A 23,614-nucleotide genomic window follows, 5' to 3' on the forward strand; every position below is an offset into this window, starting at 1 on the left:
CTAAGTGGTTGTTTCCTATGGAAGTCCTCCGTATCTTGTCTTCACCGCTATTTGAGCAAACTGTTCACCACAGGCTGTGAACACATTGGTTTTCGATATCGTAGGCTTTCTCACTCGATGAGCACTTTCTGGCCGCTCATCTCGCCGCTGAGTCGTTCGTTCTCCCACATACGCCGCTCTTGAAGCGTTTGCCGGGCCTGAGAGGTTAATGTATAGCTGTTCGTTCGATCGTCAATGTTCCCTTTGTTGATCAGGCCTTCTTCAACAAGGGTGTCGAGATTTGGATACAATCGGCCGTGGTTCACTTCTGACTCGTAGTACGCATCCAGCACCTCCTTGATTGCAAGTCCATATGGCTCGTCCAGCCCGGTAATTACGTACAAAATATCGCGCTGGAAGGCTGTCAGTCCGTTCATCAACTTCAACTGTTGGCTGTAGTGAGGTAATCATTACGACATCGCAATCTGTATCACGCTGGAACTACAGATTACAACTGGCATGCTTGAGAATAGCGTGCCCTCCCCGATGACAGTCAGAGGCACCCCCCGTTCCCGAATCCCCCCTCTCTGTAGTCGGCCCATTACTGACCTCCGATGTCATCGGGGACATATTTCCGGCTTCGTGACAATCCCGTATCCTTTGGTTTCCAGTGTACCTTCAAACAGAACGCATAACTCGGACTAGTCAGTTGGCTCCGATATGCGCGCTGTCAGCGATCGCTTTGAGTCACCGTTCTCGGGTACTGCTTTCGCACTGGGGGCGATTCTATTCATCGCGGGTACTCTTGGGATCATCCTCGACGTTGTCCCTGGGGGTCCTGTGTCTGGCTGGGGGATGCAGATCGATCTAGACCTCGAACTCCTGGGAATCGTCGCTATAACTGGGGCTGTCCTCGGTGATCATATTCAGCACCCGCCGTCTCCGTTACCAGACACCCATCGCAATAGTGACTGCCACTGGGACGTGTATATCTCACGACCGCTGCTCGAGACACTTCTCCAATTTGCCCGGCGCTCGGAGCCGGAGTCACTTTCTATTGGGCTCGCAACGACCCCTGCCGGACAACTCAGCGATGCTGAGGGGCTTTCTGATACGACACCAGTCTTCACGGATCTGTATTTGCCAGAACAGCCGAATTCAGTCAGCTCCGTCTTTGGTATGGATCTCCACACGCCGGCGGGACGAACGCATGGCCGGTTCGTAACCCACCCGTTCTCCGAGCTTCGGTTGACAAAACGCGACGACCTACACGCGGTCGTCTTCGTTGCCGTTCCCCCCTGGGATGAGACCACTATCGCAGCGTTCGATCGGGCTGGTCGTCGACATTCGATTCGAGTAGTTGAAGGAACACCACCAGATGAGTCGCTCCCATCGCTGAATCAATAGTATTTTTGCCCCCTACCATCCAAGGTGAGTTTGAACATCACTCGGCCGTGCCAGCCACAGTAACGCGGAGCGAATAGCTCTGTCTCTGTGTTTCCGTGGGTGGCACGTCGCGAGTGACGACACTATCAACGACTATGAGCGCACATATCACTGGCAGTGGTTGTCTCCAAGACGTGTATCGGCGTGTATCAAACCCATCTTGTGAGTTGATTCCATGAGCTGGAAAGAAACAGCTGCACCGGTCCTCACCCGGATGCCGTCTGTTCGGCGACCCGAGAAACACGTTCCATTCCGCCGCAAACTCGCGTGGACAGCCGGAACGCTCGTCTTGTATTTCTTCCTCTCTAACGTCATACTCTTCGGTGCAAACCAAGGGAGCGACGTCTTCGGGCAGTTCCGGTCGATTTTGGCGGGTGGGCAAGGTACTATCCTCCAGCTCGGGATCGGACCGATCGTGACCGCGAGTATCGTCTTGCAATTACTCGGTGGGGCCAACCTACTAGGGCTTGACACAGACGATCCACGCGATCAGGCGCTCTACCAGGGCCTACAGAAGTTCCTCGTCTTGGTTATGATCTGTCTCACCGGGCTTCCGATGGTGTTCGCCGGTGGGTTCCTCCCGGCAGATCCGCAACTCGCCCAAGCTCTCGGTGTCCCGCTGAGCGTCATCAAGTGGTTGATTTTCTTCCAGATCGCCGTCGGCGGCGTCCTCATTCTGTTCATGGATGAGGTCATCAGCAAGTGGGGAGTCGGGAGTGGCGTCGGCCTCTTCATCGTTGCTGGCGTGAGCCAGAAACTCGTCGGTGGACTGATTGCTATCCCCGGCGTCGCAGGACAGCAAACCGGGATTCTGACCGCGTGGATCGAGATTCTGCTGGGTGATCTTCCAGTTGGTTCTCCGTTTACGGCAGCAGGTATGCAGACGCTGGTGTTCGGAGTTGGGAACCTCCTTCCACTATTTACGACGCTACTGATCTTTGGCATCGTGGTCTATGCCGAGAGCGTCCGCGTTGAAATTCCGCTTTCCCATGCTCGAGTCAAAGGTGCTCGTGGAAAGTTCCCAGTAAAACTCATCTATGCGAGCGTCTTGCCGATGATCTTCGTTCGAGCGATCCAGTCTAATATCCAGTTTCTCGGCCGGATCCTGTCCAGCCAATTAGGTGATGGCCTACCCGAGTGGCTCGGCGTCTACAATTCCAACGGCCAACCCGTCGACGGCCTCTTCTACTATCTCAACCCGATTCACAGCCCCCGGCAGTGGATGTGGTGGTCCGCTGGTGCCGGTGCTCATCACCCATGGCAAATCATGCTCCGAGTGTTCATTGACCTCGTGTTCATGCTTGCTGGCGGTGCGATTTTCTCGATCTTCTGGGTCGAAACCGCCGATATGGGGCCCGAAGCGACCGCGCAACAGATTCTGAATTCCGGGATGCAGATTCCCGGCTTCCGACAGAATCCTCAGGTGATGGAGAAGGTTCTCGAACGGTATATTCCCCAGTTAGCTGTCCTTGGTGGCGTTTTGGTTGGTTTGCTGGCTGTTCTCGCCAACATGCTCGGGACCATTGGAGGTGTCTCCGGGACCTCGCTGCTACTCACCGTGAGTATCACGTACAAGCTATACGAAGAGATCGCTGAGGAACAGCTCATGGAGATGCATCCGATGATGCGCCAGCTCTTTGGCTAAGCGTGAGCGGGACACGCTGAAAACCTCCTATCGGAGATGAGTTGGATGAGAATGAGTTAACATCATGGGAGACGGAGGCGGAGCTATGGACGGTGAAGCTGAGGAACCTGTAGCCCTGAGTGACCTTCGAGCTGAAGCCGTTGCCCTCATCGACGACCTGTCGGAAGCGGAACTCCGGGCTACCATTGAGTACGCTCGAGACCGATTGCAATTCGTTCATCCCGAAGTGACAGAACAGATTGAGGCGAGGGACGGCGAAGAAATTGTTCGGATTGACGACCGTGGCGCATACACAGAGGTAGTAAAACGGCAACCCTGTGCTACTGGGTGTGACGAATGCCCTCACGAGCCGATTCTTTATCACGTCACTGAAGAAAGTCAACTAGATGGGACAACGGATCTTCACTGGACGTATCTCGGACGTGTTTATGAAGGATAGATGACGCCCACCTGCGGAGTTCAGAAAGGCCGAATCGCACCACGACTACTGGATTTGATTCCCCCTATCACGCTTCCCAGCGGTTCTCCTGACAACTCCGTTGCTACTCTCCTTCTGCAATTCCCATCTACCGTGTGGTCACCGTTGATATTCCAAGACCGTTGGGTGTAGAGGCCCATCAACTATTTTAACCGAACAAGCCACTTTCCTCGTCACTATGATCCTCATAGTGACCGAAAATATCTGTTAGCTCGGGATCTGCACCGTGGGCTGAATAGACCGTCAGTAGATCTCCAGCTTCGATAGTCGTTTGTCCGCGGGGGGTGATCGGCTGTTCCGTTTCTTCTCGCTCTATTGCGACGATGAGTACCTCATCTGGGAGCAACGCTTCACGAGCTGCATCGGTGAGTGTCTTCCCGGCGATTGGAGCATTATCGGTTACCGTGATTTCGAACACCTCTGCCTCGTCACCGATACGCATGAAGTCGATGATAGTCGGGCGGACAACCGCTCGGTAGAGATGTTCGGCAATAAGTTGCTGTGGATTCTCCATCGTGTTCACCTTGATCTGCCGAAACAAGCCCATATGCTCAGGATTGTGAACAACTGAGATAACGCTGGGAATGTCGAGTTCCTGTGCGAGGAGACAGACCATGATGTTTGTTGCATCTTGATCTGTCGTCGAGATGATCGCGTCCGCTCGGTCAGCACCAGCGTCCTCAAGCGTTTCCTTGACCGTCGCATCAGCAGTAATGACTAAACAGTCATGGCCTCTAGCTACCACCTCTGCTTTCTGTTCATCACGTTCGATGACGACGACTTCGTTTCCAGAGCGAGTTGCGATATCGATGAGTGGGGTTCCGATGTCGCCCGCTCCTACGATGATGATATACATCGGCTGATCAACTCGTTTTTGAGAGTAGTGGTAACATATTGCGTCACCGATTAGGGGCGGAACATCTGATTTGCCTTGTTTTAGTATCCGACAGAGATCGACTCATAGTAATTGACGACCGCAGTTATCACACTCGTCGTGTCCTGTATGGACCTCCGCGTCACAATTCGGACATACGTAGGTCTTCTTTCCAGCTACCAGCCGGTATAGCGAACGCAGCCTCTCCATATTCCGATTTTCAGTGGGATCATTTATAGCCCTTCTGCTCGCCGTGTTTCGGGTCCGTTTAACGACTTCAGCGACCTTCTACTGATGCTGTCTGAGCACCTCTGATCGGTCACTCTCACGATCGTCGGACGAGAGGTGACCAATCCCGTTACTCACGAATTAGATAGCCGACAACCACTTAGGCCTTGTTTTGAACGAGAAAGTTGGTTGGATCGGTGGTGACGTTCTATAACGGTGTGTTTGGCCACCGCGTGGTGATTACCGAATATTGAGTAGAATTCCTGTGCCTTGGCCCAGGATAATGGCAAGTACGTGCAGCGAATTCTCCAAGCTCTTTTCGGCCGAAAAGCTGGTGAGAAGATTTCCGAACGGTACCGCCGGGAGGGGTCAACAGCTGATCATCGACGGCGACGGTAGCCGCGGAACCACCGCGTCACGCGAGACGTAATCCCCAGATCGCGCTTGGCCATAATGACCGTATTTTTCGCCCGGCGACCGACCTCTTCGGGAATCGCCCCGAAAACGAGTTGCTCCAAGAGGCTTTCCCGAGAGGCCCCCATAATCGTGATATCGTGTCCACCAGAGCGGTCGACGATCTCCTTGACGATGTCGCCGTTTTCAACGAGAGTTGTGTCCGTGTCGACCCCATCAAGTATCGCTGCAGTCTCTTCCAATACGGTGTCGCCATTTTCGTCCGTCGTCGTAGAGATGTATAACACCTCGACGCGTGCTTCATTTGGCACAGCAATCGCGTGGGCAATCTCGGCGGCAAACTCGGCGTGGGGGCCGCCAGCCGTCGGTACAAGGATCGAGTTGACCTCCCCGGTCGGGCCCATCCGCTCAACGAGGACATCACACCGCGCCTGCGTGACAATCTGGTCGACGTTACTCCCGAGGACGTAGTCCGCCCGACGCCCACGGCCCCGCCATCCCATCAGGACGATATCGATGTTATCCTGCTCGATGGTGTTCAGAATCGCTCTGGAGACATCGTGACCGATGCGAATCTTGCCACTGACAGGGATGTCAGGACGTTCTTCCGCTGCGAACTCGAGTGCCGAATCGATTACCTCACGCTCCTCCGAGACGAACTGCCGCCCCTCCGACAGCGGGGTTTGCTGGGGCACCGTCACGACGCTCACCACTTCGATATCGGCATCACGTTCCTCGGCAAGATCGAATGCCGTCCGCATCAGTTGCTCGACGCTCTCAGGGTTCGCAATCGGCACGAGGAGCCGTTGGTCCCGGGAAGACCGCTCAGACGCCGGTGCCTGTTCAGCAACGACTGTGGGGGCTTCCTCTTCGAGCTTTTCCTCCTCTTTCCGCTCGGAGTAGCCGTAGTAGACGGCGATTCCAAGACCCATCCACAGCACGGTCGTAATGAGTGCAATGAACCCGTGGGAATCTGGTCCGAGACCGATCTCCATTCCTAATGCTGAGAGGAGAAACGGCGTCAGCAGGAACTGGAGGACGATCCCGATTAACGGCGGCCACGGCATATAGGGGACTTCGAAGGTGCGCGGTAGGTCTGGATGGGTTTTTCGCATCTTGATGACTGTCCAGTTGACCTGGACGAACAGCAGAATGAACATGATGTCTGCGGAGGCGGCGACGGATTCGATCGGTAACGTCACTGCCATCAATATGATGAGCACGGCAGACAAGAGGATCGCCCAGTGGGGCGTCCGTTTCTCGGGATGAATCCGGTCGAAGATCCCGGGCAGCGCCCGATCACGACCCATTGCGAACGACACCCGCGACGAAGAGTACACGGTCGCGTTCAGGGCGCTCATCGTGGCTGTGAGGCCGGCGATCAGCAACAGCGGCACCCCGTATGGAACGAACTGCCCCGCCGCTTCGATGATGCCAAGCTCGCCGAGATTCCCGAGCAGCTGCCAAGTAGGTGCGTCCGCGGCTAGTCCTGCGCGCTGCGCAAGCTCGGGAACGACGCTAATACCGCCGATCGCAGCAAAGGCGACGAGAATGTAGATCGGAACGACGATTGCTAACGAATAGAAGACGGCTTTCGGGATGTTCTCACCGGGGTTGACAACTTCCTCACCGGACTGGACGATGATCTCGTAGCCTTCAAACGCGATATACGTGAATCCCATCGCGCCGATAATCCCGATGACGCCGTTCGGGGCGAAGCTCGGGTGACCCAGGAATTTCGTCGGCCAATCCGGGGTATTGAGCGTCGCGAGGATTCCGAACGCGACGAAGACACCGAGAATCGCCACTTTGATTCCAGTCACGATCACCCCCGCTTTCCCCGTCTCTTCGGCACCACGATAGTTGATATACGCGAACAGGCTTACCATCAGCACTGCAAGTACCTTGTCGAGGAGGAGACGGTCGATGAATCCCAGAAGCACGAATCCCTCGGAAAGCACGCCCGAGTAAACGATGAACTCAGTCAAGAAAACGCCGAACGTGACGGCATAGAGCGAGCAGGCGACGGCGTGGGCGAACCAGCTCATCCAACCGGCGTAGAAGCCGTTCGGGTCGACGAGTGCCTCTTTCACCCACAGATACCCTCCCCCCGCCTCGGGGAAGGCAGCACCCAACTCTGCGTACGAGACGGCCGTGAACAGTGCAACAAACCCGTTCAGGAAGAAGGCTAGCGTCAGAGCCGGTCCGGCGAGTCCGGCTGCAAATCCGGTCAAGGCGAACACGCCGGCACCGATCATGGCCCCAACACCGATAAACGTGATATCGAAGAGACTCATGTCCCGCGACAGTTCCGTTTCGACGTCGCTACTCGCGTCCGTCGAGACGGACGTCTCTGACACCCCAGAGTCACCAGTCATCCTGTAGGGATTCTCCAACATCCGTAACTAAACTTTCGTTCTATAGTCGACCCCCCGTACTGATATTGATACGGAGGCGACACACACTTCATTGCCCGCAAGGACGTTTAGATATGCTCGAGTCACTGTATTATCGCTATCACTCGGTTCGGCGGCGCATCCGTCGGATCGAACGACAGGAAGTCCGAGAGTTTCGTCGATGGCTCGAAGATACCGAAAACCTCCTACAGCTGTCGGCACTTGTCTTCGTCCCGCTTCTCATCGGCATCGTGACGTGGGTCTCAAACGTCTCGCCGGCGGTCTCCTTTCTGGTGTACCCGCCTCTCGCTTCGGGCGCGTATACGCTCTTTGCTGACCCTGAGGGCCGCTACTCGTCGCCACGTAAGTTCGTTGGCGGGATGACTGCCGGCGCACTCAGCGGCTGGCTCGCCCTCGAGGTGAGCGCACGATTCTGGTATCCAACTACGCCCGAACAGTTCCAAGTCCACGCGGGGGCAGCCGCGCTGGGGATCTTTCTCACTGGGGTCGTAACGTGGGGACTGTCGTTGGAAGAGCCAACGGCATTCTCGACAGCGCTCCTCGTACTCGTCACCGGTGCCGAGCGGCTGACCTACGCCGTCGGAATCGTGGTGTCGAGTCTGCTCATCGCCAGCGTCTTCCTGCTCTGGCGACGTTATGTCTATCACGAACGAGCGCGCTATCTGTTCCGTTCGACCCAGAGAGACGACCAGATCCTTGTCCCCGTTCGAGGTGATACCGCTGAATCGGTCGCTCTGTTCGCTGCACGCCTGGCAGCGGCTCACGACGCTGGAAAAATCGTCCTTATGAAAACGGTGAGTTCGGAGACGGTTGAGCAAACGGAAGCGGCACTGGAGGCTGCCGATGAGATGGTGGTCTCTGAAGACAGCGAAGTGTCGTCGGAGCCTATCACGGAGGTAGTTGAGGAACGTCTCGCCGAAGAGCAACTCCACGCCCTTAAGCAACTTCAGGATCGAGTCACCTCCCTTGTCGACGTCCCCTGTGAGTTCGTTGTCGCCGTCGAGGATGGGGCTGCCGGGGAGACAGCACTCACGACCGCAGAAACCGAGAATTGTGATTTGATCGTCTGTGGATACGAAACCGAGGAGGGAGGCCCCAGCCCGTTCGTGCGGACGGTTTTGAGCGGCAATACGGATGCTGTTGTCTTTCGGTCGTCGAACGGCCGCACAGAATGGGAACGCATCCTGGTGATGGTCCGCACGTCGGGCGAACTCGCCAACGCGATGCTTGACTTTGCCCACCGACTCATCCCCAGCGACGGAACAGTAAGTGCGTGTACCTGTGTCTCACAGCAACGTGACCGACGGATGGCCGAGATACTGCTGGAGAACCTCATCGAGTCGTTCCCCAATCCCATCGAGACGCGGGTTGCCACCGGCCCAGTCGAAGAGTTTCTCGAACGAAATGCGTCTCTTTACGATCTGACTGTTATCGGGGCAAGCACCGATCGTGGACCTGTCTCACGGTTCGTTTCAACACCAACGTTCGAACGAATTCAAGCGGTTGATTGCGATCTAGCAATAGTGCATCGGGGGTGAATGGGGTCGGAAGATGCTAGCAACAGATACGAACCAGCATGTATTAGTGACTTTGTTGAAATCCATTCATCGGACATTACAGAGCAAGTACCATGGGTCAGCAAACCATTATATGGATGGCCTAGCAAATTCGAGCTGCAATGTCCGAGTATTCCACCCCCGAACTACCGCCGCTCCCGTACGACTACGACGCACTCGAGCCGCATATCTCCGAGCAAGTGCTGACGTGGCACCACGACACCCACCACCAGGGGTACCTGAACGGCCTCGAAAGCGCCGAGGAGACGCTCGCCGAGAACCGTGAGAGCGGCGACTTCAGTTCCTCTGGCGGTGCGATGCGTAGTGTCACTCACAACGGTTGTGGGCACTACCTTCACACGCTGTTCTGGGAGAACATGTCGCCGAACGGCGGCGGCGAACCTGAGGGCGACCTTCGCGAGCGCATCGAGACCGACTTCGGCTCCTACGAGGGCTGGAAAGGCGAGTTTGAGGCCGCCGCATCCGCTGCGGGCGGCTGGGCGCTGCTCGTGTACGACCCCGTCGCCAAGCAGCTGCGCAACCTCGTCGTCGACAAGCACGACCAGGGCGCGCTCTGGGGCGCCCACCCCGTCCTTGCGCTCGATGTCTGGGAGCACTCCTACTACTACGACTACGGTCCCGACCGCGGGAGCTTCGTCGACGCCTTCTTCGAGGTCGTCGACTGGGACCACGCCGCCGAGCAATACCAGAAGTCCCTCGACCACTTCGAGTAAACAGCGCTGTTCATTGCTCTCTCATCGAACAGTGTGGACGACAAGTTCGATGGCGAATCGCATTCTCTCGTCAAGCGTCTATTTGTAGCCACACCTGCAACGTGTAACGATGGCTAAACCCCTGGGTCTGCCACACGTCTGTCCTGACTGCGGGGCTATCGACGCCTATGAGAAACGGTTCACTATCGGCGGGGGCTGGCGGTTCGTCTATCGCTGTTCGAACTGTGGTCGGCGTCACGTGCCCACAGGGATGGATCAAGAGCGGTGAGTGCGTTCCCGTTTCGTCTGTCCCTTACGACTATATGAGCTCATAGAGAGGGGCGGCGTCGAACCGTTCATTGATTCAGAACCCCCAAACCGAGTGTTCAACTTCTTCTAGGGGATGACGTATCCGCCGATTACTCGACAAATACGAACGTGCTCCAGTGTTGAGGAACAAAACTCCGGTCAGAATGAACCCCCTGCCTACAACCTCCGTTTTGACCGAGGTGAACAATCCTATAATCGCTGTCCCGAACAGGAACGACGCGAATCCGGTTCTGGTGTGTGCGAGGATGGTTCGTTCTTGGGCTAGCCGCGCCCGTTCCTCCACGAGTTCGGTCGCTTTCTGGGTCGCTTCATCCTGTTGGTGTGGACGCACGGATACTTGGTCGGTCTGTGGGCAGTTAGCAGTTCATCTCGACGATATCGTTGGCGTTCATGCGAGTCGTAACACGCACGAGACCCTGCTCTGTCGGTCTAAAGTTATCATCCCGAACCGTCATCCTCAAAACTAATCAGCGCGACGGACAACACGGTGTATGTCTGAAAAGATCGGGTTGACCGAGTCGGTCTCGCTGGCGGTCGGTGGGATGGTCGGTGGCGGCATCTTCGCTGTCCTCGGGGTGGTAGCAGCCACGGCGGGAACGCTCGCGTGGCTCGCGTTCGTCGCCTCGGGCGCCATCGCCGTCTGTGCGGGGTACTCGTTTATCCGCTTGAATAGCCTCATTGACGTTCAGGCGGGACCGATCACGTACGTCGCGCGATGCACGGGAAACACGACACTCGCAGGGATGACCGGCTGGACGTTCATTATCGGCTACGTCGGGACGATGTCGCTATACGCCTACGCCTTCGGTGGCTACTTCGTCGAACTCATCGGCGTCCAGTCCGTCCCCGGTTTGGGGCTGCCGCTTCGGCCCGCCGTGACGCTCGCGGCTGTCGCGGTGTTCGTCGGCCTGAACGTCCTCGGGGCACGAGCCTCGGGCCAGACCGAGGATATCCTCGTCGGGTTGAAAGTGGTCATTCTGCTGGTGTTCGGCGTCGGTGGCCTGTACTACGGCTATACCACCGGGAAGCTGACGACGGGGACGTCGAACCTCGGCATCGGGCCGCTCATCGCAGGCGCAATCGCGTTCGTCGCGTTCGAAGGCTGGGAGTTGCTCGCGTTTGACCAGGACAGCATCCGCGACCCTGAGGAGACAGTTCGAAAAGCGATCTACATCTCCATCGGCTTCGCCACGTTCCTCTACGTCATCGTCGCCGTCGTGACGACGAACCTCGTGAGCGCGTCGGTCATCCAGCAGCACGCCGAGACTTCGCTGGCCATCGCGGCTCGGCCGTTTCTCGGCTCGGCCGGCTTCCTGCTCATCTCGGTGGCGGCGCTGTTCTCGACGGGGAGTGCACTCAATGCGACGCTGTTTTCGGCGGCCCGGCTCTCGAAGAAGCTCGTCTCGAACGACTTCCTCCCATGCGAGCTGACGAGTGAAGGTGATGAACCAATTCGCCCGTTACTTGTGCTGGGGGGATTGACAGCGGGACTCAGCGTCCTAGGGAGCCTGAATGCGATTAGTTCGTTCGCCTCGCTTGCGTTCATCACGCTGTTCGGGGCGATGAGCTACCTCGCCTTCCGTCAGCGTGGGGACGCCCTCGCCACGATCGCCGTCCCAGCGGTGGGTACGCTCGGCGCGGTGGCGACGGTTGTGGCACTCACCTACCACCTCGCGACGACCGAACCTCACGTGTTCGGGACGGTAGTTGTACTTGTACTTGCTGTCATCGGAGTCGAATTGCTCTACTTCGAACGAGACCCCATCCTCGCGGAGATACAAGAACTCGAAGAGGCCGTGTGAACCCCTGCCCGGTGAGCGTTTACTGTGACAACCGCTAAGTGGTTGTCGCAACTCAGATCTGTCTGTTCACCCCGATTGATTTCGACCTTCCCTCACGAGAAGGCGGCAATTCACCAGTTCGCTCTTCTGGTACTTACGATCGGATATTGTGAGCCGTTTTCATCAAAAGAACTCGCCGCTGTCGTTACTACAATTCTAGTCTCGATGACCGGCCGTTTCTCGTGTGAATCCCCAATTCTGGCGAAAAACGCTCCCACAATCACAAAGGTAATAGTTCTATGAACGAAATGGCATATATAGAGGTCCAGATAGAATGGTGTCCTCGGGTTCAACAGACGATTCATCTGAATCAGTTAGTGAGGCGATTATCGAAACGGTCGCGGAGGCGGAAGGACTTGATCCACTACAGTTAGACCCTCCACTCGGCACAGAACTCGATCCAGACGCATTGGACCAACTGTTTCGATCGAACGCTACCGGTCCCACCACCTCAGTAGAGCACGTGACGCTCACCTATCATGGATACGAAGTGACCGCATTTTCCGATGGCCGAATAATCACTCAAGAACTAGGCTGATACCCTCGGATTTGTTGGCATAGAACGCTATCGAGCGGTAACAACGTCTGGAACCCCGATCGTCTCACCTCATGACAACCGTCTCTTCACTTCGGCCGCTGGCGACAATCCTGATCTCCGCAGGTGCTGTCCCTGCCATCCTCGCGTCCACGCGCCGCCCAAATGTTCGTGAAGCTTGGACCATCCTCGCCGCTCTCGGTCAGTTCGCACTTGTTACCAGCTTGGTTCCAGGGGTCCTTTCGGGAACAGTCTATTCGACCGCTCTCGGAACCTTCGTTTCTGGCATCAGTCTAGTCTTACGGGTTGATCCCCTAGGCCTGTTGTTTGCATTACTCGCGTCAGTGCTCTGGACCGTGGCCAGTCTCTACAGTATCGGGTATATGCGTGAGCTTAGTGAGCACTCCCAGACCAGGTATTTTGCGGCATTCGCGGCCAGTCTCAGTGCCACGATCGGTATTGCGTTTGCTTCGAACCTGGTGACGCTCTACGTCTTCTACGAACTGCTCACTGTCTCCACGTATCCTCTCGTCGTCCATGCCGAAACTGCGGAGGCACGAGCTGCAGGCCGGAAGTACTTAGCGTACACCTTTGGTGGTGGAGTTGCTGTCCTCACTGGGACCATAGTGATTTTCTGGCTGACGGGCACAACCGCATTTACTCCCGGCGGGATCGAAGCGATTGCAAACGTTGATCCAGTGTTTGGCCGTATCGCGTTCACCCTGCTTGCCGCCGGATTTGGTGTCAAGGCAGCGCTGATGCCCCTGCACTCGTGGCTTCCGGATGCGATGGTTGCGCCGACACCCGTTTCAGGGTTATTGCATGCTGTGGCGGTCGTCAAAAGCGGTGTCTTTGGGCTCGCCCGAGTGGTCCTCTACGTCTTTGGACCCGAGACTGTTCACTCGCTTGGCGTTGGTCTCCCTGTAGCGATTGTTGCCACCGGTACCCTCCTCATCGCGAGCGTGATTGCCCTCCGTCAGGACAACCTCAAACGGCGACTCGCCTACTCAACAGTGAGTCAACTCTCTTATATCGTCCTTGGACTGAGTATCCTTTCACCGGCCGCCATCGTTGGCGGACTTCTTCATATCGTTGCCCATGCTTTCATGAAGCTCACGTTGTTCTTCTGTGCGGGGGCAATTCACGTCGAAACACACACAGATTACATCAGTCAGATGGCAGGCATCGGGAAACGAATGCCGCTGACGATGAGTGCGTTGGCGATCGCGAGTGCCGGAATGGCCGGTATCCCATTGTTTGCCGGGTTTGTCAGCAAGTGGTATCTCCTCATTGGAACGGTCGAGGTGGGGGGTGGTCTCTTCGCCGTCTCGCTCCTGATCTCCGGCGTCCTCAACATCGCGTACTTCTGGCCTATCGTGTACACCGCGTTCTTCGAGTCCCCAGATACTGCTGATCCGAAGCCGATTCTCGAGGGGCCACTTGGTGGGCGATTTACCCCGGCCAGAGACGGTGGAATAGATCATTCAGAGGGACCTACAGTCGGTGACGACTGGGAGTCTCGTGGGTGGGCTGGTAGTGAATCCACATGGTTCATGCTCGGGCCGATCCTCGTCGTGGCAGCAGGATCCGTTGTGCTCGGGGTTTTCCCTGAGAGCACGGTATTTCTTCGACTCATTCGGCTCGTCCTAAAGACTGTCATATAACTGCTCAGCGGGGCGGAGTTAAAATCGAAAAAGGTTAGGCTATCGTTTGAATCGATAAGTACAGTAGGGCGATGGAGTCCGCCTGACCCAACTGCCGGACACGCCGGCTGATGACTCCTTTTCCACGCGATTTCCATGTCAGCCCAACACACACTCGTTCGACTGGAAGCACTGGCCTTGATCGGTATCGGCGGATTCGCCGGGTCTAATCTCCGCTACTTCGTGGGATTCCTTGCCCCCGGCATCCCGGGAACATTGCTCGTGAACGTCATCGGCAGCTTCGTCCTCGGATTCTTGCTCTACGAGGCGATCTATTCCGGCCTGCTCGCAGAGCAGACACAGATCGTCGCCGGGACCGGCTTCCTCTCATCGTTCACCACGTACAGTACGTTCGCGTTGGAGAGCCTTCAAGCGAGCCCGCTCTTGCTCGTCGGGAACATCCTCGCAACGTACGCGTTTGGGTTCACTGGCATCCTCGCCGGTCGAACGCTCGCGCGCATCGTCGACGGAGGGGAGACTTGATGATCGAGTTGGATCCGGCCCACATCGTCGGCACGGGTGGGGCACTCGGCGCGCTGCTGCGGCAATTCGTCAGCGAACGCGTCGACAGCGATGGATTCCCGCTGGAAACTATGACGGTGAATGTCGTCGGAAGTTTCGCTCTCGGGTTCGTTACGTTCCTCGGACTGGACAACAATCTGCTTCTTTTCCTCGGAACGGGCGCATGTGGCTCGTTCACGACGTTCTCCTCGTTCGCCTTCGAAACGGTTCGGCTGTGGGAAACCGGCGAACGAGTGCGTGCCATCGTCAATGCCGGCGGGAATCTCCTTGGTACGAGCATTGCCATCGGATTAGCGTGGGTTCTAACGCGTGGGTTCATCTGACTATGCTTGGTCGATTTCAGTATTGATGCGAACGACGTGAACAGGGATGTCTGCACTACGAATGACCTTTTCTGCGACACTGCCGATGAGGAAGTGATTGAGGCCCGTGCGGCCGTGGGTCCCTATGACGATGAGATCGATGGCGTGCTGGTCAACGTACGCCAAGATTTCTTCGTGCGGAATCCCGCGAGTGATAGCGGTGACGGTCTCGACTCCCCCCTCGGTTCCGAGGTGCTCAACGGCTCCGACGGCCCGTTCACCCTGCTCGGTCAGCTGGTCTTCAATCGTGAGCCATTTCGACTCTGGCAGGGTGCTGTAGTCTCGCGTGTCAACGACGTAGAGGGCGTGAAGGGTCGCATCGGAGAGGTCCGCGAGTCCGAGCGCTTCAGTAATGGCTTTGGTGCTCCCGTCGCTTCCATCGGTCGCTACGAGAATCTGGTCGTACATACTGCTCCCTCCGTCCCCGGCGAATTAAAGCCATGTGGAGAGCCCTCTCACGGGGTATTTCTTTTCCAACGCATGGGAAAGAGGGGGACAGGGGGTGGCGCAGGGGTTCGGAAGGGGCCGACACGGGAGTGCCTGACCTCGAGTGAGCGATCGAACTCTCTTCGAGGTTCGGCGCGTAGTGGTAATGGGAAGACGATTATAGGCTTTTCGGGACTTCAATTGGGATAGGAACGTTGAGTCTTCGACGCTATTCGGCTCGTTTGTTATCGGTTTTGACGACCCTTCGGTACCTCTCACAAGAAAGTGTACGGACCGAAGATTCGAGATACTGACGACTCAACCCGCGGACCGAAAAGCCGAACTTCTATACGACCAGCTTGGCTACGAGGAACTGATGGCTGAGTGTGACGAGTGCGGTGCGTACGAAAATATGCCGTACCAGTGTCACCGGTGTGGGAACACGTTCTGTTCCGACCATCGACTTCCCGAGAGCCACAATTGTCCTGGACTAGCGGACTGGAACGATCCAAGCGGTGTCTTCGATTCCGGATTCGACGATTCCGTTCGGAACCGCGGCCGCTCCGACACTGGCGTGTTCGACCGGGCGAAAGCCTACGTTGGACGTCAGACCTCGACCGGCGGTGTTGTCAGTTTCTTCCGCGGCAATGCGACCTACTTGTTCCTCGCGCTGATGTGGGTGACCTTCGGGTTCCAGTTCTTTATCTTCTCCTTCTTTCTCGGAATCCCTCTCACGTCCTCGCTGTGGCGGTCGGTGTTCGTCCTCTCGACTGGGCATCCGCTGTACGTCTGGACGTGGATTACGTCTGTCTTCGCCCATGGTGGGTTTACACACATCGCGTTCAACAGTATCGCGCTGTACTTCTTCGGGCCTGTCGTCGAACGCCGACTTGGGACGAAGCGCTTCACCGCGCTGTTCCTCGGTGCCGGTGCGCTCGCTGGCCTCGCACAGGTCGGCGCGACGCTCCTCATAAGCCCGGGCATACAGACCGGTGTCGTCGGCGCGTCGGGCGCTATCATGGCAGTGATGGGGCTGCTCACCGTCCTCCGACCGAATCTCACGGTGTATCTGTACTTCATCATCCCCATGCCGCTGTGGCTCCTCACTATCGGGTTCGCCGCCTTTTCAGCCGTTGCCGGCCTCTCCTCCATTGGCCCTGGAGGGATTGCGAACTGGGCGCATCTCGCTGGTCTTGGCCTCGGCCTTGCGTACGGCGCAGTTGTCAAAAGGACTCGGAGCGTTCCCGAGTCGATTCGGGTCGGCGGTGGTCCCGGTGGGCCCGGTCGGCGACGTTTCTGACTCCCCTCAAATACTATACATCGGGGTCAGTCGGGGGAGTGTATAACTAGTACAGCGACGCCGCTCCTGCTTTCCCATGAAGCGTTCATCGAACAGTACGTTTGGGAAGATTTTTTGAACCCAGTTACAAAGCTATTGTAGGATCACTGAATGAATAGTCCCGGCATGGAACCAATACCTCGTCGATATCTCACCCTCGGGGTGGTCAGTGGTAGTGGGTTGCTCCTCGCTGGGGCACATCTCATTCATGCTCTCACCGAGGAAACCACACTTGCGTTACTCTTCGGCGGCGCACTTCCGTTTGTTATCGCTCTCGCTGTCGCAGTCGGCGGGTACCAGGTGTGCCACAGCGACCTCCCGGACGACGTCTTAGTGCGTATTGGAGGATGGGTGGGTGCTGGGATGGGACTTATGGGCCTCTTCGGTGGAGGCGCAATTGGCTATGAATATGCCGAGGGGGCCCGCCAGTTCAATGAAGGGTACGTTGTCTTGACGTTCATAACTCTCGGGGCGGCCGCAGGCCTCCTCCTAGGGTGGTACGATGCACGTCGCTACGTTCTCACCAACGAACTCAGAGCCAAACAGCGCGAATTGGAGCAGCAGAACGAGCGTCTCGAGAAGTTCGCCAGCGTCGTCACGCACGATTTACGAAATCCATTAAACGTTGCCACTGGACGGCTAGATCTCATCAACGAGGAGGGGAACACCGAGCATATTGCGGCGATCCGTCGAGCACACTCCCGGATGGAGACACTCATCGACGACGTACTGACGCTGACTCAGACGGGGCAGAGTATAGGAAACACAAAACAAGTCAGAGTACAGCAAACTGCGTCGCAGGCCTGGGACCAAGTCGATACCGAGAGCGCATCTCTCGATGTCACGATCGACATGGTAATTGAAGCCGATGCCAGCCGACTGCAGCAACTGTTCGGGAACCTGTTTCGAAACACAGTCGAACACGGCGGTGACAATGTGTCCGTCTGCGTCGGCCGCCTCAATGACGACTGCGGATTTTACATTGAAGACGACGGCCACGGCATACCCGAAGACGAGCGCGAGCAGATTTTCGAGTACGGCTATTCGACTGCCTCCGATGGAACCGGACTCGGATTAGAGATCGTTCACCAAATCGTTCAGGGTCACGGGTGGACGATCACCGTCACACAGGCTGCTGATGGTGGAGCGAGATTCGAGATTCGGGGTGTTACACAGGCAGATGTCGGCGATGAATGGCATGATGTACCTGTGTAGCGATACATACGTAGTCGTGATTCGAGATCCGCTTCGGCAGCCCTCTTTCGTGCAACGCTCTTGTGTAGAACATTGTTGGTGGAGAGCTGTCTGGCGGTTTTGTTCTCGATAGGTTTCGGAAGCTCCAGTCTCAGAACGGGGGTGTAAGCGGCTGAGTGGAGGTGGTTGTAGCTGCTTTCCCAGTTTCGGAGTCCTCACCAACAATCTGCTTCACAAGAGCGTTCGTGCAATTCCCTAACAGTCCTCATAAGCGGTCATTCGCGTTACAAAGTGAAGTGTGTGGTCTGATACGGAGAAAGACTCCTGAACAGGCTCAGACGCTGAGTCTAGAATCGTCTGCGGAGGCGACTAATAATGGTCTGAACATGAGCGATCCGTACCAGTTGGCCCAGCTCGAACGCGAGCACTGCGCCGAAACCGATGAGAACTCCGGACAACACAAGTGCGACCTGTTCGGAAAATCCAAGTGAGACAAAGAATAGCGGGTCGTTCCACGCCCAGGTAATCGCCGCAAACGCCCGGTGCGGGGACGATACCGCCCCTAACAGGAAGAGCCCGCCCACAACGACGCCGACAATACGAACGAGATGGAGTGTGAGGCGCTTCGCAGTCTCGGGATACGCTCGAATCCAGTGTCGACCCATCCAAACGGCACCTCCGATGAGAACGATGATCCCGAACAATTCGATCACGAACCGCACGTGCGACTGGATGTACGCCAGCTCCACCGCGACCCATCGGTTGACCGTTCCGATAGCAATTTCCAATGGGGAGGGCGTGTTCGACCCGGTGTAGACGAGATACGCCAGCCCCGTATTGAAGAGTGCTGCACCGCTTGCCGTGTAGAGGACGAACCGTCGCAGGCCCATCTCGGCGAGGCCAGCCGGAATCGAGATGAGCGCCCGAAAGAATGGAAGCATTCGCGCCCAGAAGACCGTTGACTCCCCATACCCGCGGAACACGGCCTGACTTCGTTCGAGGTTGCGTTCTGAAACGTGGATGAGGTGTCCGTATCGTTCGAGGAGACGTTCTCCATACCGCCCAAACAGCACGTACGCGACGAGGCTCCCAACGGTCGCCCCAGCAGTTGCATCGATGACGAATAGGACGAACGAGACGGGGTCGTGGACGAGTTGACTCGCCGCGAACGGGACGATGGCTTCACTCGGGGCGAAGTGGAGAATGAATGCGGTCTCCAACACCATGTAGACGAACACCGCGAGATACCCATACTGGTTGATGAACGCCAGGACAGCCTGGACGAGCCACTCAAACATCGGCGATCATCTCAGACGGGTGCGTTGCAGGTTCGGCCAGGTAGTTCACAGTTTTACAGAAGCCATCCCGTGGGATTGTCACGAAGCCATCTGGCTGTTACCTCCGTGACGGTATGAATCTCTCCATTTGCGTTATCCCCAGAAGTCGATAATGCGGTCCACAGCACGATCGACGAAACTCTCTCGATACCGAACCAGTAACTGATGGGAACTACCGACCTTCCATCGCCTATCGGTTCTGATTCCTTCGGGGTTTCACACAAGGTCGGCCTTGTCGAAGCTCTTTCGTACGGTTTCGTCTAGCGGTAGGTTTCTAGGGCTTCGGTCGCAATCGGGTAGTTGAACCCCCTTATGAGTACCAGTGGGGACGTGGTTTCAGCAAACCTGCAAAACCTTACGTCTTCAACGATAACGGGCTGTAATGAGTTCGAAGTGGAGTAACGCCGATGGCGGAGTAATCATCGTTTTCCTTGGAATATCCTTTGTAGTATTCGCCATCCTGCAGGATTTTCTCGAGCAGGAGGGTATTATCGGGATACTACAGTCGGCGTATGTCGGTGGTGCGGCTGTACTGATCTCACTTGGAGGCGCGTGGGCGCTCTACCACGGGTGGTCACCCTCAACCCAGCGACGCATCCTCGGCTGGACGCTCCTCGGTGGTGGTTTCTTGTTCGTACTCGGTCTGCTTGGCACGGCTAACGTAGGGATTACCGGTCTCGAACGCATCTTCGTGCTGGATCATCTCACGACGTCGGGCTGTCTCGGCGGTATGACGACCGGCCTCTACGACGCCCGGGTACAGCAATCCCAACGGCAGATACGAGCCGAACGGGATCGGTTCGAAACCGTCGTTGAGGAACTCCCGCTCCCGACGGTTGTCACGGAACTGGACGGAACAGTGCGTCTCTGGAACGGAGCCGCCGAAGACCTCTTCGCCTACGATGCCGCCGAAATTCGGGGGATGCAACTGCCGATCATTCCCGCGGAGTACGAGGCCGAGCACGACGAGCACCTCCAGCGCCTCGCTCGGGACGAGACGCTCGATAGAGTCCGAACCCACCGGCGAGGACAGGATGGTACGCTCTACGACGTCGAGCTCTGGGCGACACCCGTTACTGACCCGTCGCTCGACGTGCCGGTCGCGGTGTTTGTGGTTCGCGACCGGACACGGGTGGAACTGCTCGAGGAGCAGAAGACCGTCCTCGAACGTGTTCTCCGGCACAACCTCCGGAACGAACTGACGGTCATCCGCGGTTACGCCGACACCATCGCCGACAATAACGACGAGGCGTCCGCAGCAACTGCGATCCGTGACGCTGCAGAACGTCTCATCACACTCTCCGAACACGTCGGTCGCCTCCAGCGGCTAAGTAGAGCCGTCACGACGCTGGACGTGAGCGACTGCGTCCGCGACGTCGTCACGGAGGTTCAAGAGGAGCACCCAGAGGTGGAGATAACCGTTGAGACACCCGAAGACACCTCGGTACAGGCTGTCCCGCTGTTACAGGAGGCGATTCGCGAAGCGCTCGAGAACGCCATCGAACATACAGATGTCGACGCGCCGGACGTGTCCGTGTCGGTCGATGTCAGCCCCGAAGATGTCGTCCGAGTGGCAGTCGCGGATTCCGGGCCGGGTATTCCTGACATGGAGTGGAGGCCTATCGAGTCGTGGACCGAACAGCCGCTCGCCCACGCTACCGGACTGGGATTGTGGGTGATGCAGTGGGCGGCGGCCCGCTCGGGCGGTCGCCTCGAGAAGACCGACCGCGACCCCACCGGTACCATCGTGACGTTTGTCATCCCGAAAACCCGGGACAAACGATGACGCGGGCAGGTCAGGCAGCCACGTAGAGACGAAGAGCACGAGCGTCCGGAGACAATGTAGGAGTAGCGACTGCGATGACTGTGCCCCCGAGCCGTACTCGCTCCCATCTATAGAGATTGGTGAGCAGCGGGTAGGTCACGATGCCCAGGATTAGGTTCAGCGTCTAGACAGCGACCACTATACACCTTTCTGTGGCAGAGTTGGCCAGCAACGGGCGCCCCTCGTTCCATCACGATCCGAGCAGGGTCGAATACAGTAGCCAGACGTTCAAGGCGACGATAAGCCCGATGACGACGGTTAGAAGATACGTTGTCCGTGTTCGATTCCGGAAACCTCCCATCACGTCTTCCTCGTGGGTAAACCATAGGAGCGGGATCAGGACGAACGGGAGTTCGAAGCTGAGCGCGACCTGTGAGGCGACGAGGACGCGCGTGGGGTCGAACCCCGCGATGACGATGACGAGACTTGGGATGAGTGTGACAGAGCGTCGAATCCAGACGTTCACGTTGAGGTCCAGGAAGCCATCCATGACGGTCTGTCCGGCCAACGTTGCGACGAGCGATGAGGCCAGGCCAGCGGCGATGAGCGCGACACCGAACGCCAGACTGGCATGGTTCCCGAAGACACCGGAGAGGGTGACGTAGGCATCCGTGAGGGTGCTGATACCGGTTCCCTGGAGGGCTGCTGCGGCAACGATAAGCATCGCGCCGTTGATGAACATCGCGCCGAACAGGGCAAGAACTGTATCGGCGCTCTCCAGATAGAAGTGCCGTCGATGGACGGACTCTGAGTCCCCATTCGCCTCGATCAGCCGCGTGCGCCGGTCCTGAACGATCGCGGGATGAAGATAGACGCTATGGGGCATCACCGTGGCGCCGAGAATCCCGATTGCGATATAGAGGGCTGACGTGTTCGGAATCTTCGGTGTGAGGCCAGCGCCGATCTGCGAGGCTGTTGGCTGGGCGAGCACCATCTCGAAGATAAATGCGAGCGAGATAATTCCGACCATAGCCATGATCGTGAACTCGACCCACCGGAAGCCGCGTTTGTAGGCTGTCCGGACGCCTAGGAGGGCGAATGAACTCATCCCGGCGAGCACGGCACCGGCAGCGAGCGGTAGTTCAAAGACGAGACTGAAACCGATCGCCGCACCAATGATTTCGGCCATGTCGGTCGCAATCATGGCAAGCTCAGCCGCGGCCCAAAGGATCCATACGACTGGCGTGGGAAAGCGTTCGCGACACAATCGGGCAACCCCTTTCCCGGTGGCGATACCCAGTTTGGCCGCGATGATCTGAATTCCCATCGCTATGAGACTGGCCAGGACAATGACCCAGAGAAGGGCCGTCCCAAACTCAGCCCCACCCGACACATTGGTCGCCCAGTTACCAGGATCCATATAGGCGACACTGATGATGAATCCGGGGCCGACGTAATAGAGCATCTCTCGAAGTGAGGGAAGTGTCCGAGACGTCATACTGGATCCTGTTGGTCTGGCCACGGGATGGGTTGGGAGCTCATACGAAGATTAGCCTTATCAAATCTTTTTCTTTTTCTCCCCTAATATCTTTCGGAAGGTCACTCACGACGATGCATACCTTGATTGATATTTCCCTTGTTGTTCGTCCTCAGAATCTAGTTTGACCCTCTTACTAATGGCTACAGGAGTCCACGTCAGTAACTTCTCCTCGCCGTTTCCGGTGAGGCGTCCCACACCAGGGGAAATACCAGTTAGTCGCCGCTGATAGAGCGTTTCGACTCTTTGTAGGCCGTGAGCGAGAAGGTGAGGAGGAGGAGGTCATCCCCGATGTGTCCGTAGGTCCCAGTAGAATCCGGCCAGAAACAGAGACGTAAATAGAACTGCGATGAAATAGGTTGATAACATGAAGTAGTTCCCCTCGGTAAGGAGCATCCCGATTTCGTCAACAAAAATGCCGAGCCCGAGACCGTACAATACAGCCGCAATCCGCCGCGAGTACGTCTCGCGAAACACGGCCAACCAGCCGACGAAGACAAGCAGAGCAAACCCGATGTAGAAGTGGTGGACGTGGTAGCCCCACACCCAGAGTTCGCGGACCGGAATCGCGCCTGCGGACCCGTCTACAGTCGTGCCGACAATACCCGAAAGCGTCACGAGGGTGCGAGCACCGAGGAATGCGACCGCGAACGAGCCGGCCACGAGAAACTGGAGCGTCGTCTGTCGACGGGGCCGTTCGGATTGTTGTTCATGCGATCGTCGATAGCCGTGCGTGACACCGGCGAGAATCGCAGCAACGCTCACCGAGAGCACACCATAGAGAAGCAAGAGGGTCTGTGAGGTGATTTCGAGGAGCCCCGCAATCTCGGCAGGTTCGTCGGGGAAGACAAGGCTGATCAGCCGGATGAGAAGCGTCGGTGCGAGGAACGTCGAAAGGAGTACTGTCACGCCTACGGCTCCGCTCGCGACGATCCGATGACCCGCAGATCAAGTGAAAAATGGGCCCCTGTCG

22 protein-coding genes and 1 riboswitch are annotated in these 23,614 nt (G+C 57.1%); of the genes, 14 read left to right on the forward strand and 8 right to left on the reverse strand.

What is annotated here, in order from left to right; genetic code table 11:
- Positions 1-110: 110 nt before the first annotated feature.
- On the reverse strand, positions 111-416 hold the full coding sequence (locus ACERIT_RS07180) for a helix-turn-helix transcriptional regulator (RefSeq protein ID WP_373674161.1): 306 nt from the start codon (positions 414-416) through the stop codon (positions 111-113).
- A gap of 283 nt (positions 417-699) precedes the next feature.
- On the opposite strand from ACERIT_RS07180, the gene ACERIT_RS07185 reads away from it, so the two are divergent.
- The 3 genes from ACERIT_RS07185 (at position 700) to ACERIT_RS07195 (ending at position 3,509) form a co-directional block, all read left to right on the forward strand.
- A complete protein-coding gene (locus ACERIT_RS07185; protein WP_373674162.1) occupies positions 700-1,386 on the forward strand; it encodes a hypothetical protein in 687 nt (228 codons plus the stop codon).
- Positions 1,387-1,600: 214 nt separating this feature from the next.
- Positions 1,601-3,070, forward strand: coding sequence for a preprotein translocase subunit SecY (gene secY / locus ACERIT_RS07190; protein ID WP_373674163.1), 1,470 nt, complete (start codon positions 1,601-1,603; stop codon positions 3,068-3,070).
- Positions 3,071-3,155: 85 nt separating this feature from the next.
- Positions 3,156-3,509 carry a hypothetical protein gene (locus ACERIT_RS07195; protein ID WP_373674164.1) on the forward strand — a complete coding sequence of 118 codons (354 nt, stop codon included), beginning with the start codon at positions 3,156-3,158 and terminating at the stop codon, positions 3,507-3,509.
- A 187-nt stretch (positions 3,510-3,696) separates the two neighbouring features.
- On the opposite strand, the gene ACERIT_RS07200 is transcribed toward ACERIT_RS07195, so the two are convergent.
- Positions 3,697-4,404 (reverse strand): TrkA family potassium uptake protein, encoded by a 708-nt coding sequence (locus ACERIT_RS07200; RefSeq protein WP_373674165.1) that lies wholly within the window; start codon positions 4,402-4,404, stop codon positions 3,697-3,699.
- Positions 4,405-5,030: 626 nt separating this feature from the next.
- A complete protein-coding gene (locus ACERIT_RS07205) occupies positions 5,031-7,442 on the reverse strand; it encodes an amino acid permease (RefSeq protein WP_373674166.1) in 2,412 nt (803 codons plus the stop codon).
- Positions 7,443-7,555: 113 nt separating this feature from the next.
- Here ACERIT_RS07205 and ACERIT_RS07210 point away from each other — a divergent pair, with 113 nt between their 5' ends.
- The 3 genes from ACERIT_RS07210 (at position 7,556) to ACERIT_RS07220 (ending at position 10,039) form a co-directional block, all read left to right on the forward strand.
- Positions 7,556-9,019, forward strand: coding sequence for an HPP family protein (locus tag ACERIT_RS07210; RefSeq protein ID WP_373674167.1), 1,464 nt, complete (start codon positions 7,556-7,558; stop codon positions 9,017-9,019).
- A gap of 140 nt (positions 9,020-9,159) precedes the next feature.
- Positions 9,160-9,771: a superoxide dismutase gene (gene sod / locus ACERIT_RS07215; protein ID WP_373674168.1), complete on the forward strand. Its 612-nt coding sequence runs from the start codon at positions 9,160-9,162 to the stop codon at positions 9,769-9,771.
- Between the two features lie 109 nt (positions 9,772-9,880).
- The gene (locus ACERIT_RS07220; protein ID WP_373674169.1) at positions 9,881-10,039 is read left to right on the forward strand and encodes a hypothetical protein; all 159 of its coding nucleotides are present in this window, start codon (positions 9,881-9,883) and stop codon (positions 10,037-10,039) included.
- 75 nt (positions 10,040-10,114) lie between these two features.
- Here ACERIT_RS07220 and ACERIT_RS07225 read toward each other — a convergent pair whose 3' ends face one another.
- Entirely contained in the window at positions 10,115-10,411 is a 297-nt protein-coding gene (locus ACERIT_RS07225; protein WP_373674170.1) for a DUF202 domain-containing protein, read from the reverse strand.
- A gap of 160 nt (positions 10,412-10,571) precedes the next feature.
- Between ACERIT_RS07225 and ACERIT_RS07230 the strand changes: the two genes are divergently transcribed.
- The 5 genes from ACERIT_RS07230 (at position 10,572) to crcB (ending at position 15,004) form a co-directional block, all read left to right on the forward strand.
- Positions 10,572-11,882 (forward strand): APC family permease, encoded by a 1,311-nt coding sequence (locus tag ACERIT_RS07230; protein ID WP_373674171.1) that lies wholly within the window; start codon positions 10,572-10,574, stop codon positions 11,880-11,882.
- Positions 11,883-12,195: 313 nt separating this feature from the next.
- Positions 12,196-12,459 carry a HalOD1 output domain-containing protein gene (locus ACERIT_RS07235; protein WP_373674172.1) on the forward strand — a complete coding sequence of 88 codons (264 nt, stop codon included), beginning with the start codon at positions 12,196-12,198 and terminating at the stop codon, positions 12,457-12,459.
- Between the two features lie 71 nt (positions 12,460-12,530).
- Complete coding sequence (locus ACERIT_RS07240; RefSeq protein WP_373674173.1) at positions 12,531-14,120, forward strand: cation:proton antiporter; 1,590 nt, start codon at positions 12,531-12,533, stop codon at positions 14,118-14,120.
- Positions 14,121-14,178: 58 nt separating this feature from the next.
- Positions 14,179-14,247, forward strand: a riboswitch (Fluoride riboswitch).
- An 8-nt stretch (positions 14,248-14,255) separates the two neighbouring features.
- On the forward strand, positions 14,256-14,642 hold the full coding sequence (locus ACERIT_RS07245; RefSeq protein WP_373674174.1) for a CrcB family protein: 387 nt from the start codon (positions 14,256-14,258) through the stop codon (positions 14,640-14,642).
- Positions 14,642-15,004: a fluoride efflux transporter CrcB gene (gene crcB / locus ACERIT_RS07250; protein WP_373674175.1), complete on the forward strand. Its 363-nt coding sequence runs from the start codon at positions 14,642-14,644 to the stop codon at positions 15,002-15,004. The genes ACERIT_RS07245 and crcB overlap by 1 nt, the downstream gene beginning before the upstream one ends.
- On the opposite strand, the gene ACERIT_RS07255 is transcribed toward crcB, so the two are convergent.
- On the reverse strand, positions 15,005-15,451 hold the full coding sequence (locus ACERIT_RS07255; protein WP_373674176.1) for a universal stress protein: 447 nt from the start codon (positions 15,449-15,451) through the stop codon (positions 15,005-15,007).
- 394 nt (positions 15,452-15,845) lie between these two features.
- Here ACERIT_RS07255 and ACERIT_RS07260 point away from each other — a divergent pair, with 394 nt between their 5' ends.
- Positions 15,846-16,769, forward strand: coding sequence for a rhomboid family intramembrane serine protease (locus ACERIT_RS07260; protein WP_373674177.1), 924 nt, complete (start codon positions 15,846-15,848; stop codon positions 16,767-16,769).
- 150 nt (positions 16,770-16,919) lie between these two features.
- Positions 16,920-18,023 carry a sensor histidine kinase gene (locus ACERIT_RS07265; protein WP_373674178.1) on the forward strand — a complete coding sequence of 368 codons (1,104 nt, stop codon included), beginning with the start codon at positions 16,920-16,922 and terminating at the stop codon, positions 18,021-18,023.
- A gap of 326 nt (positions 18,024-18,349) precedes the next feature.
- On the opposite strand, the gene ACERIT_RS07270 is transcribed toward ACERIT_RS07265, so the two are convergent.
- On the reverse strand, positions 18,350-19,300 hold the full coding sequence (locus ACERIT_RS07270; RefSeq protein ID WP_373674179.1) for a DedA family protein: 951 nt from the start codon (positions 19,298-19,300) through the stop codon (positions 18,350-18,352).
- A 421-nt stretch (positions 19,301-19,721) separates the two neighbouring features.
- On the opposite strand from ACERIT_RS07270, the gene ACERIT_RS07275 reads away from it, so the two are divergent.
- The gene (locus ACERIT_RS07275) at positions 19,722-21,125 is read left to right on the forward strand and encodes a PAS domain S-box protein (RefSeq protein WP_373674180.1); all 1,404 of its coding nucleotides are present in this window, start codon (positions 19,722-19,724) and stop codon (positions 21,123-21,125) included.
- A gap of 229 nt (positions 21,126-21,354) precedes the next feature.
- On the opposite strand, the gene ACERIT_RS07280 is transcribed toward ACERIT_RS07275, so the two are convergent.
- Positions 21,355-22,602 carry an Nramp family divalent metal transporter gene (locus ACERIT_RS07280; protein WP_373674181.1) on the reverse strand — a complete coding sequence of 416 codons (1,248 nt, stop codon included), beginning with the start codon at positions 22,600-22,602 and terminating at the stop codon, positions 21,355-21,357.
- Positions 22,603-22,923: 321 nt separating this feature from the next.
- On the reverse strand, positions 22,924-23,550 hold the full coding sequence (locus ACERIT_RS07285; protein WP_373674182.1) for a hypothetical protein: 627 nt from the start codon (positions 23,548-23,550) through the stop codon (positions 22,924-22,926).
- Positions 23,551-23,614: the final 64 nt, after the last annotated feature.

Source organism: Halopenitus sp. H-Gu1, assembly GCF_041821145.1.
Lineage (GTDB): Archaea > Halobacteriota > Halobacteria > Halobacteriales > Haloferacaceae > Halopenitus.

Coding starts and splice junctions, on each gene's coding strand:
- ACERIT_RS07235 (WP_373674172.1), top strand. CDS start 12,196: ATGGTGTCCTCGGGTTCAACAGACGATTCATCTGAATCAGTTAGTGAG.
- ACERIT_RS07230 (WP_373674171.1), top strand. CDS start 10,572: ATGTCTGAAAAGATCGGGTTGACCGAGTCGGTCTCGCTGGCGGTCGGT.
- ACERIT_RS07210 (WP_373674167.1), top strand. CDS start 7,556: ATGCTCGAGTCACTGTATTATCGCTATCACTCGGTTCGGCGGCGCATC.
- ACERIT_RS07240 (WP_373674173.1), top strand. CDS start 12,531: ATGACAACCGTCTCTTCACTTCGGCCGCTGGCGACAATCCTGATCTCC.
- ACERIT_RS07265 (WP_373674178.1), top strand. CDS start 16,920: ATGAATAGTCCCGGCATGGAACCAATACCTCGTCGATATCTCACCCTC.
- ACERIT_RS07255 (WP_373674176.1), bottom strand. CDS start 15,451: ATGTACGACCAGATTCTCGTAGCGACCGATGGAAGCGACGGGAGCACC.
- ACERIT_RS07275 (WP_373674180.1), top strand. CDS start 19,722: ATGAGTTCGAAGTGGAGTAACGCCGATGGCGGAGTAATCATCGTTTTC.
- ACERIT_RS07205 (WP_373674166.1), bottom strand. CDS start 7,442: ATGACTGGTGACTCTGGGGTGTCAGAGACGTCCGTCTCGACGGACGCG.
- ACERIT_RS07220 (WP_373674169.1), top strand. CDS start 9,881: ATGGCTAAACCCCTGGGTCTGCCACACGTCTGTCCTGACTGCGGGGCT.
- secY (WP_373674163.1), top strand. CDS start 1,601: ATGAGCTGGAAAGAAACAGCTGCACCGGTCCTCACCCGGATGCCGTCT.
- crcB (WP_373674175.1), top strand. CDS start 14,642: ATGATCGAGTTGGATCCGGCCCACATCGTCGGCACGGGTGGGGCACTC.
- sod (WP_373674168.1), top strand. CDS start 9,160: ATGTCCGAGTATTCCACCCCCGAACTACCGCCGCTCCCGTACGACTAC.
- ACERIT_RS07185 (WP_373674162.1), top strand. CDS start 700: ATGCGCGCTGTCAGCGATCGCTTTGAGTCACCGTTCTCGGGTACTGCT.
- ACERIT_RS07270 (WP_373674179.1), bottom strand. CDS start 19,300: ATGTTTGAGTGGCTCGTCCAGGCTGTCCTGGCGTTCATCAACCAGTAT.
- ACERIT_RS07280 (WP_373674181.1), bottom strand. CDS start 22,602: ATGACGTCTCGGACACTTCCCTCACTTCGAGAGATGCTCTATTACGTC.
- ACERIT_RS07180 (WP_373674161.1), bottom strand. CDS start 416: ATGAACGGACTGACAGCCTTCCAGCGCGATATTTTGTACGTAATTACC.
- ACERIT_RS07245 (WP_373674174.1), top strand. CDS start 14,256: ATGTCAGCCCAACACACACTCGTTCGACTGGAAGCACTGGCCTTGATC.
- ACERIT_RS07195 (WP_373674164.1), top strand. CDS start 3,156: ATGGACGGTGAAGCTGAGGAACCTGTAGCCCTGAGTGACCTTCGAGCT.
- ACERIT_RS07200 (WP_373674165.1), bottom strand. CDS start 4,404: ATGTATATCATCATCGTAGGAGCGGGCGACATCGGAACCCCACTCATC.
- ACERIT_RS07260 (WP_373674177.1), top strand. CDS start 15,846: ATGGCTGAGTGTGACGAGTGCGGTGCGTACGAAAATATGCCGTACCAG.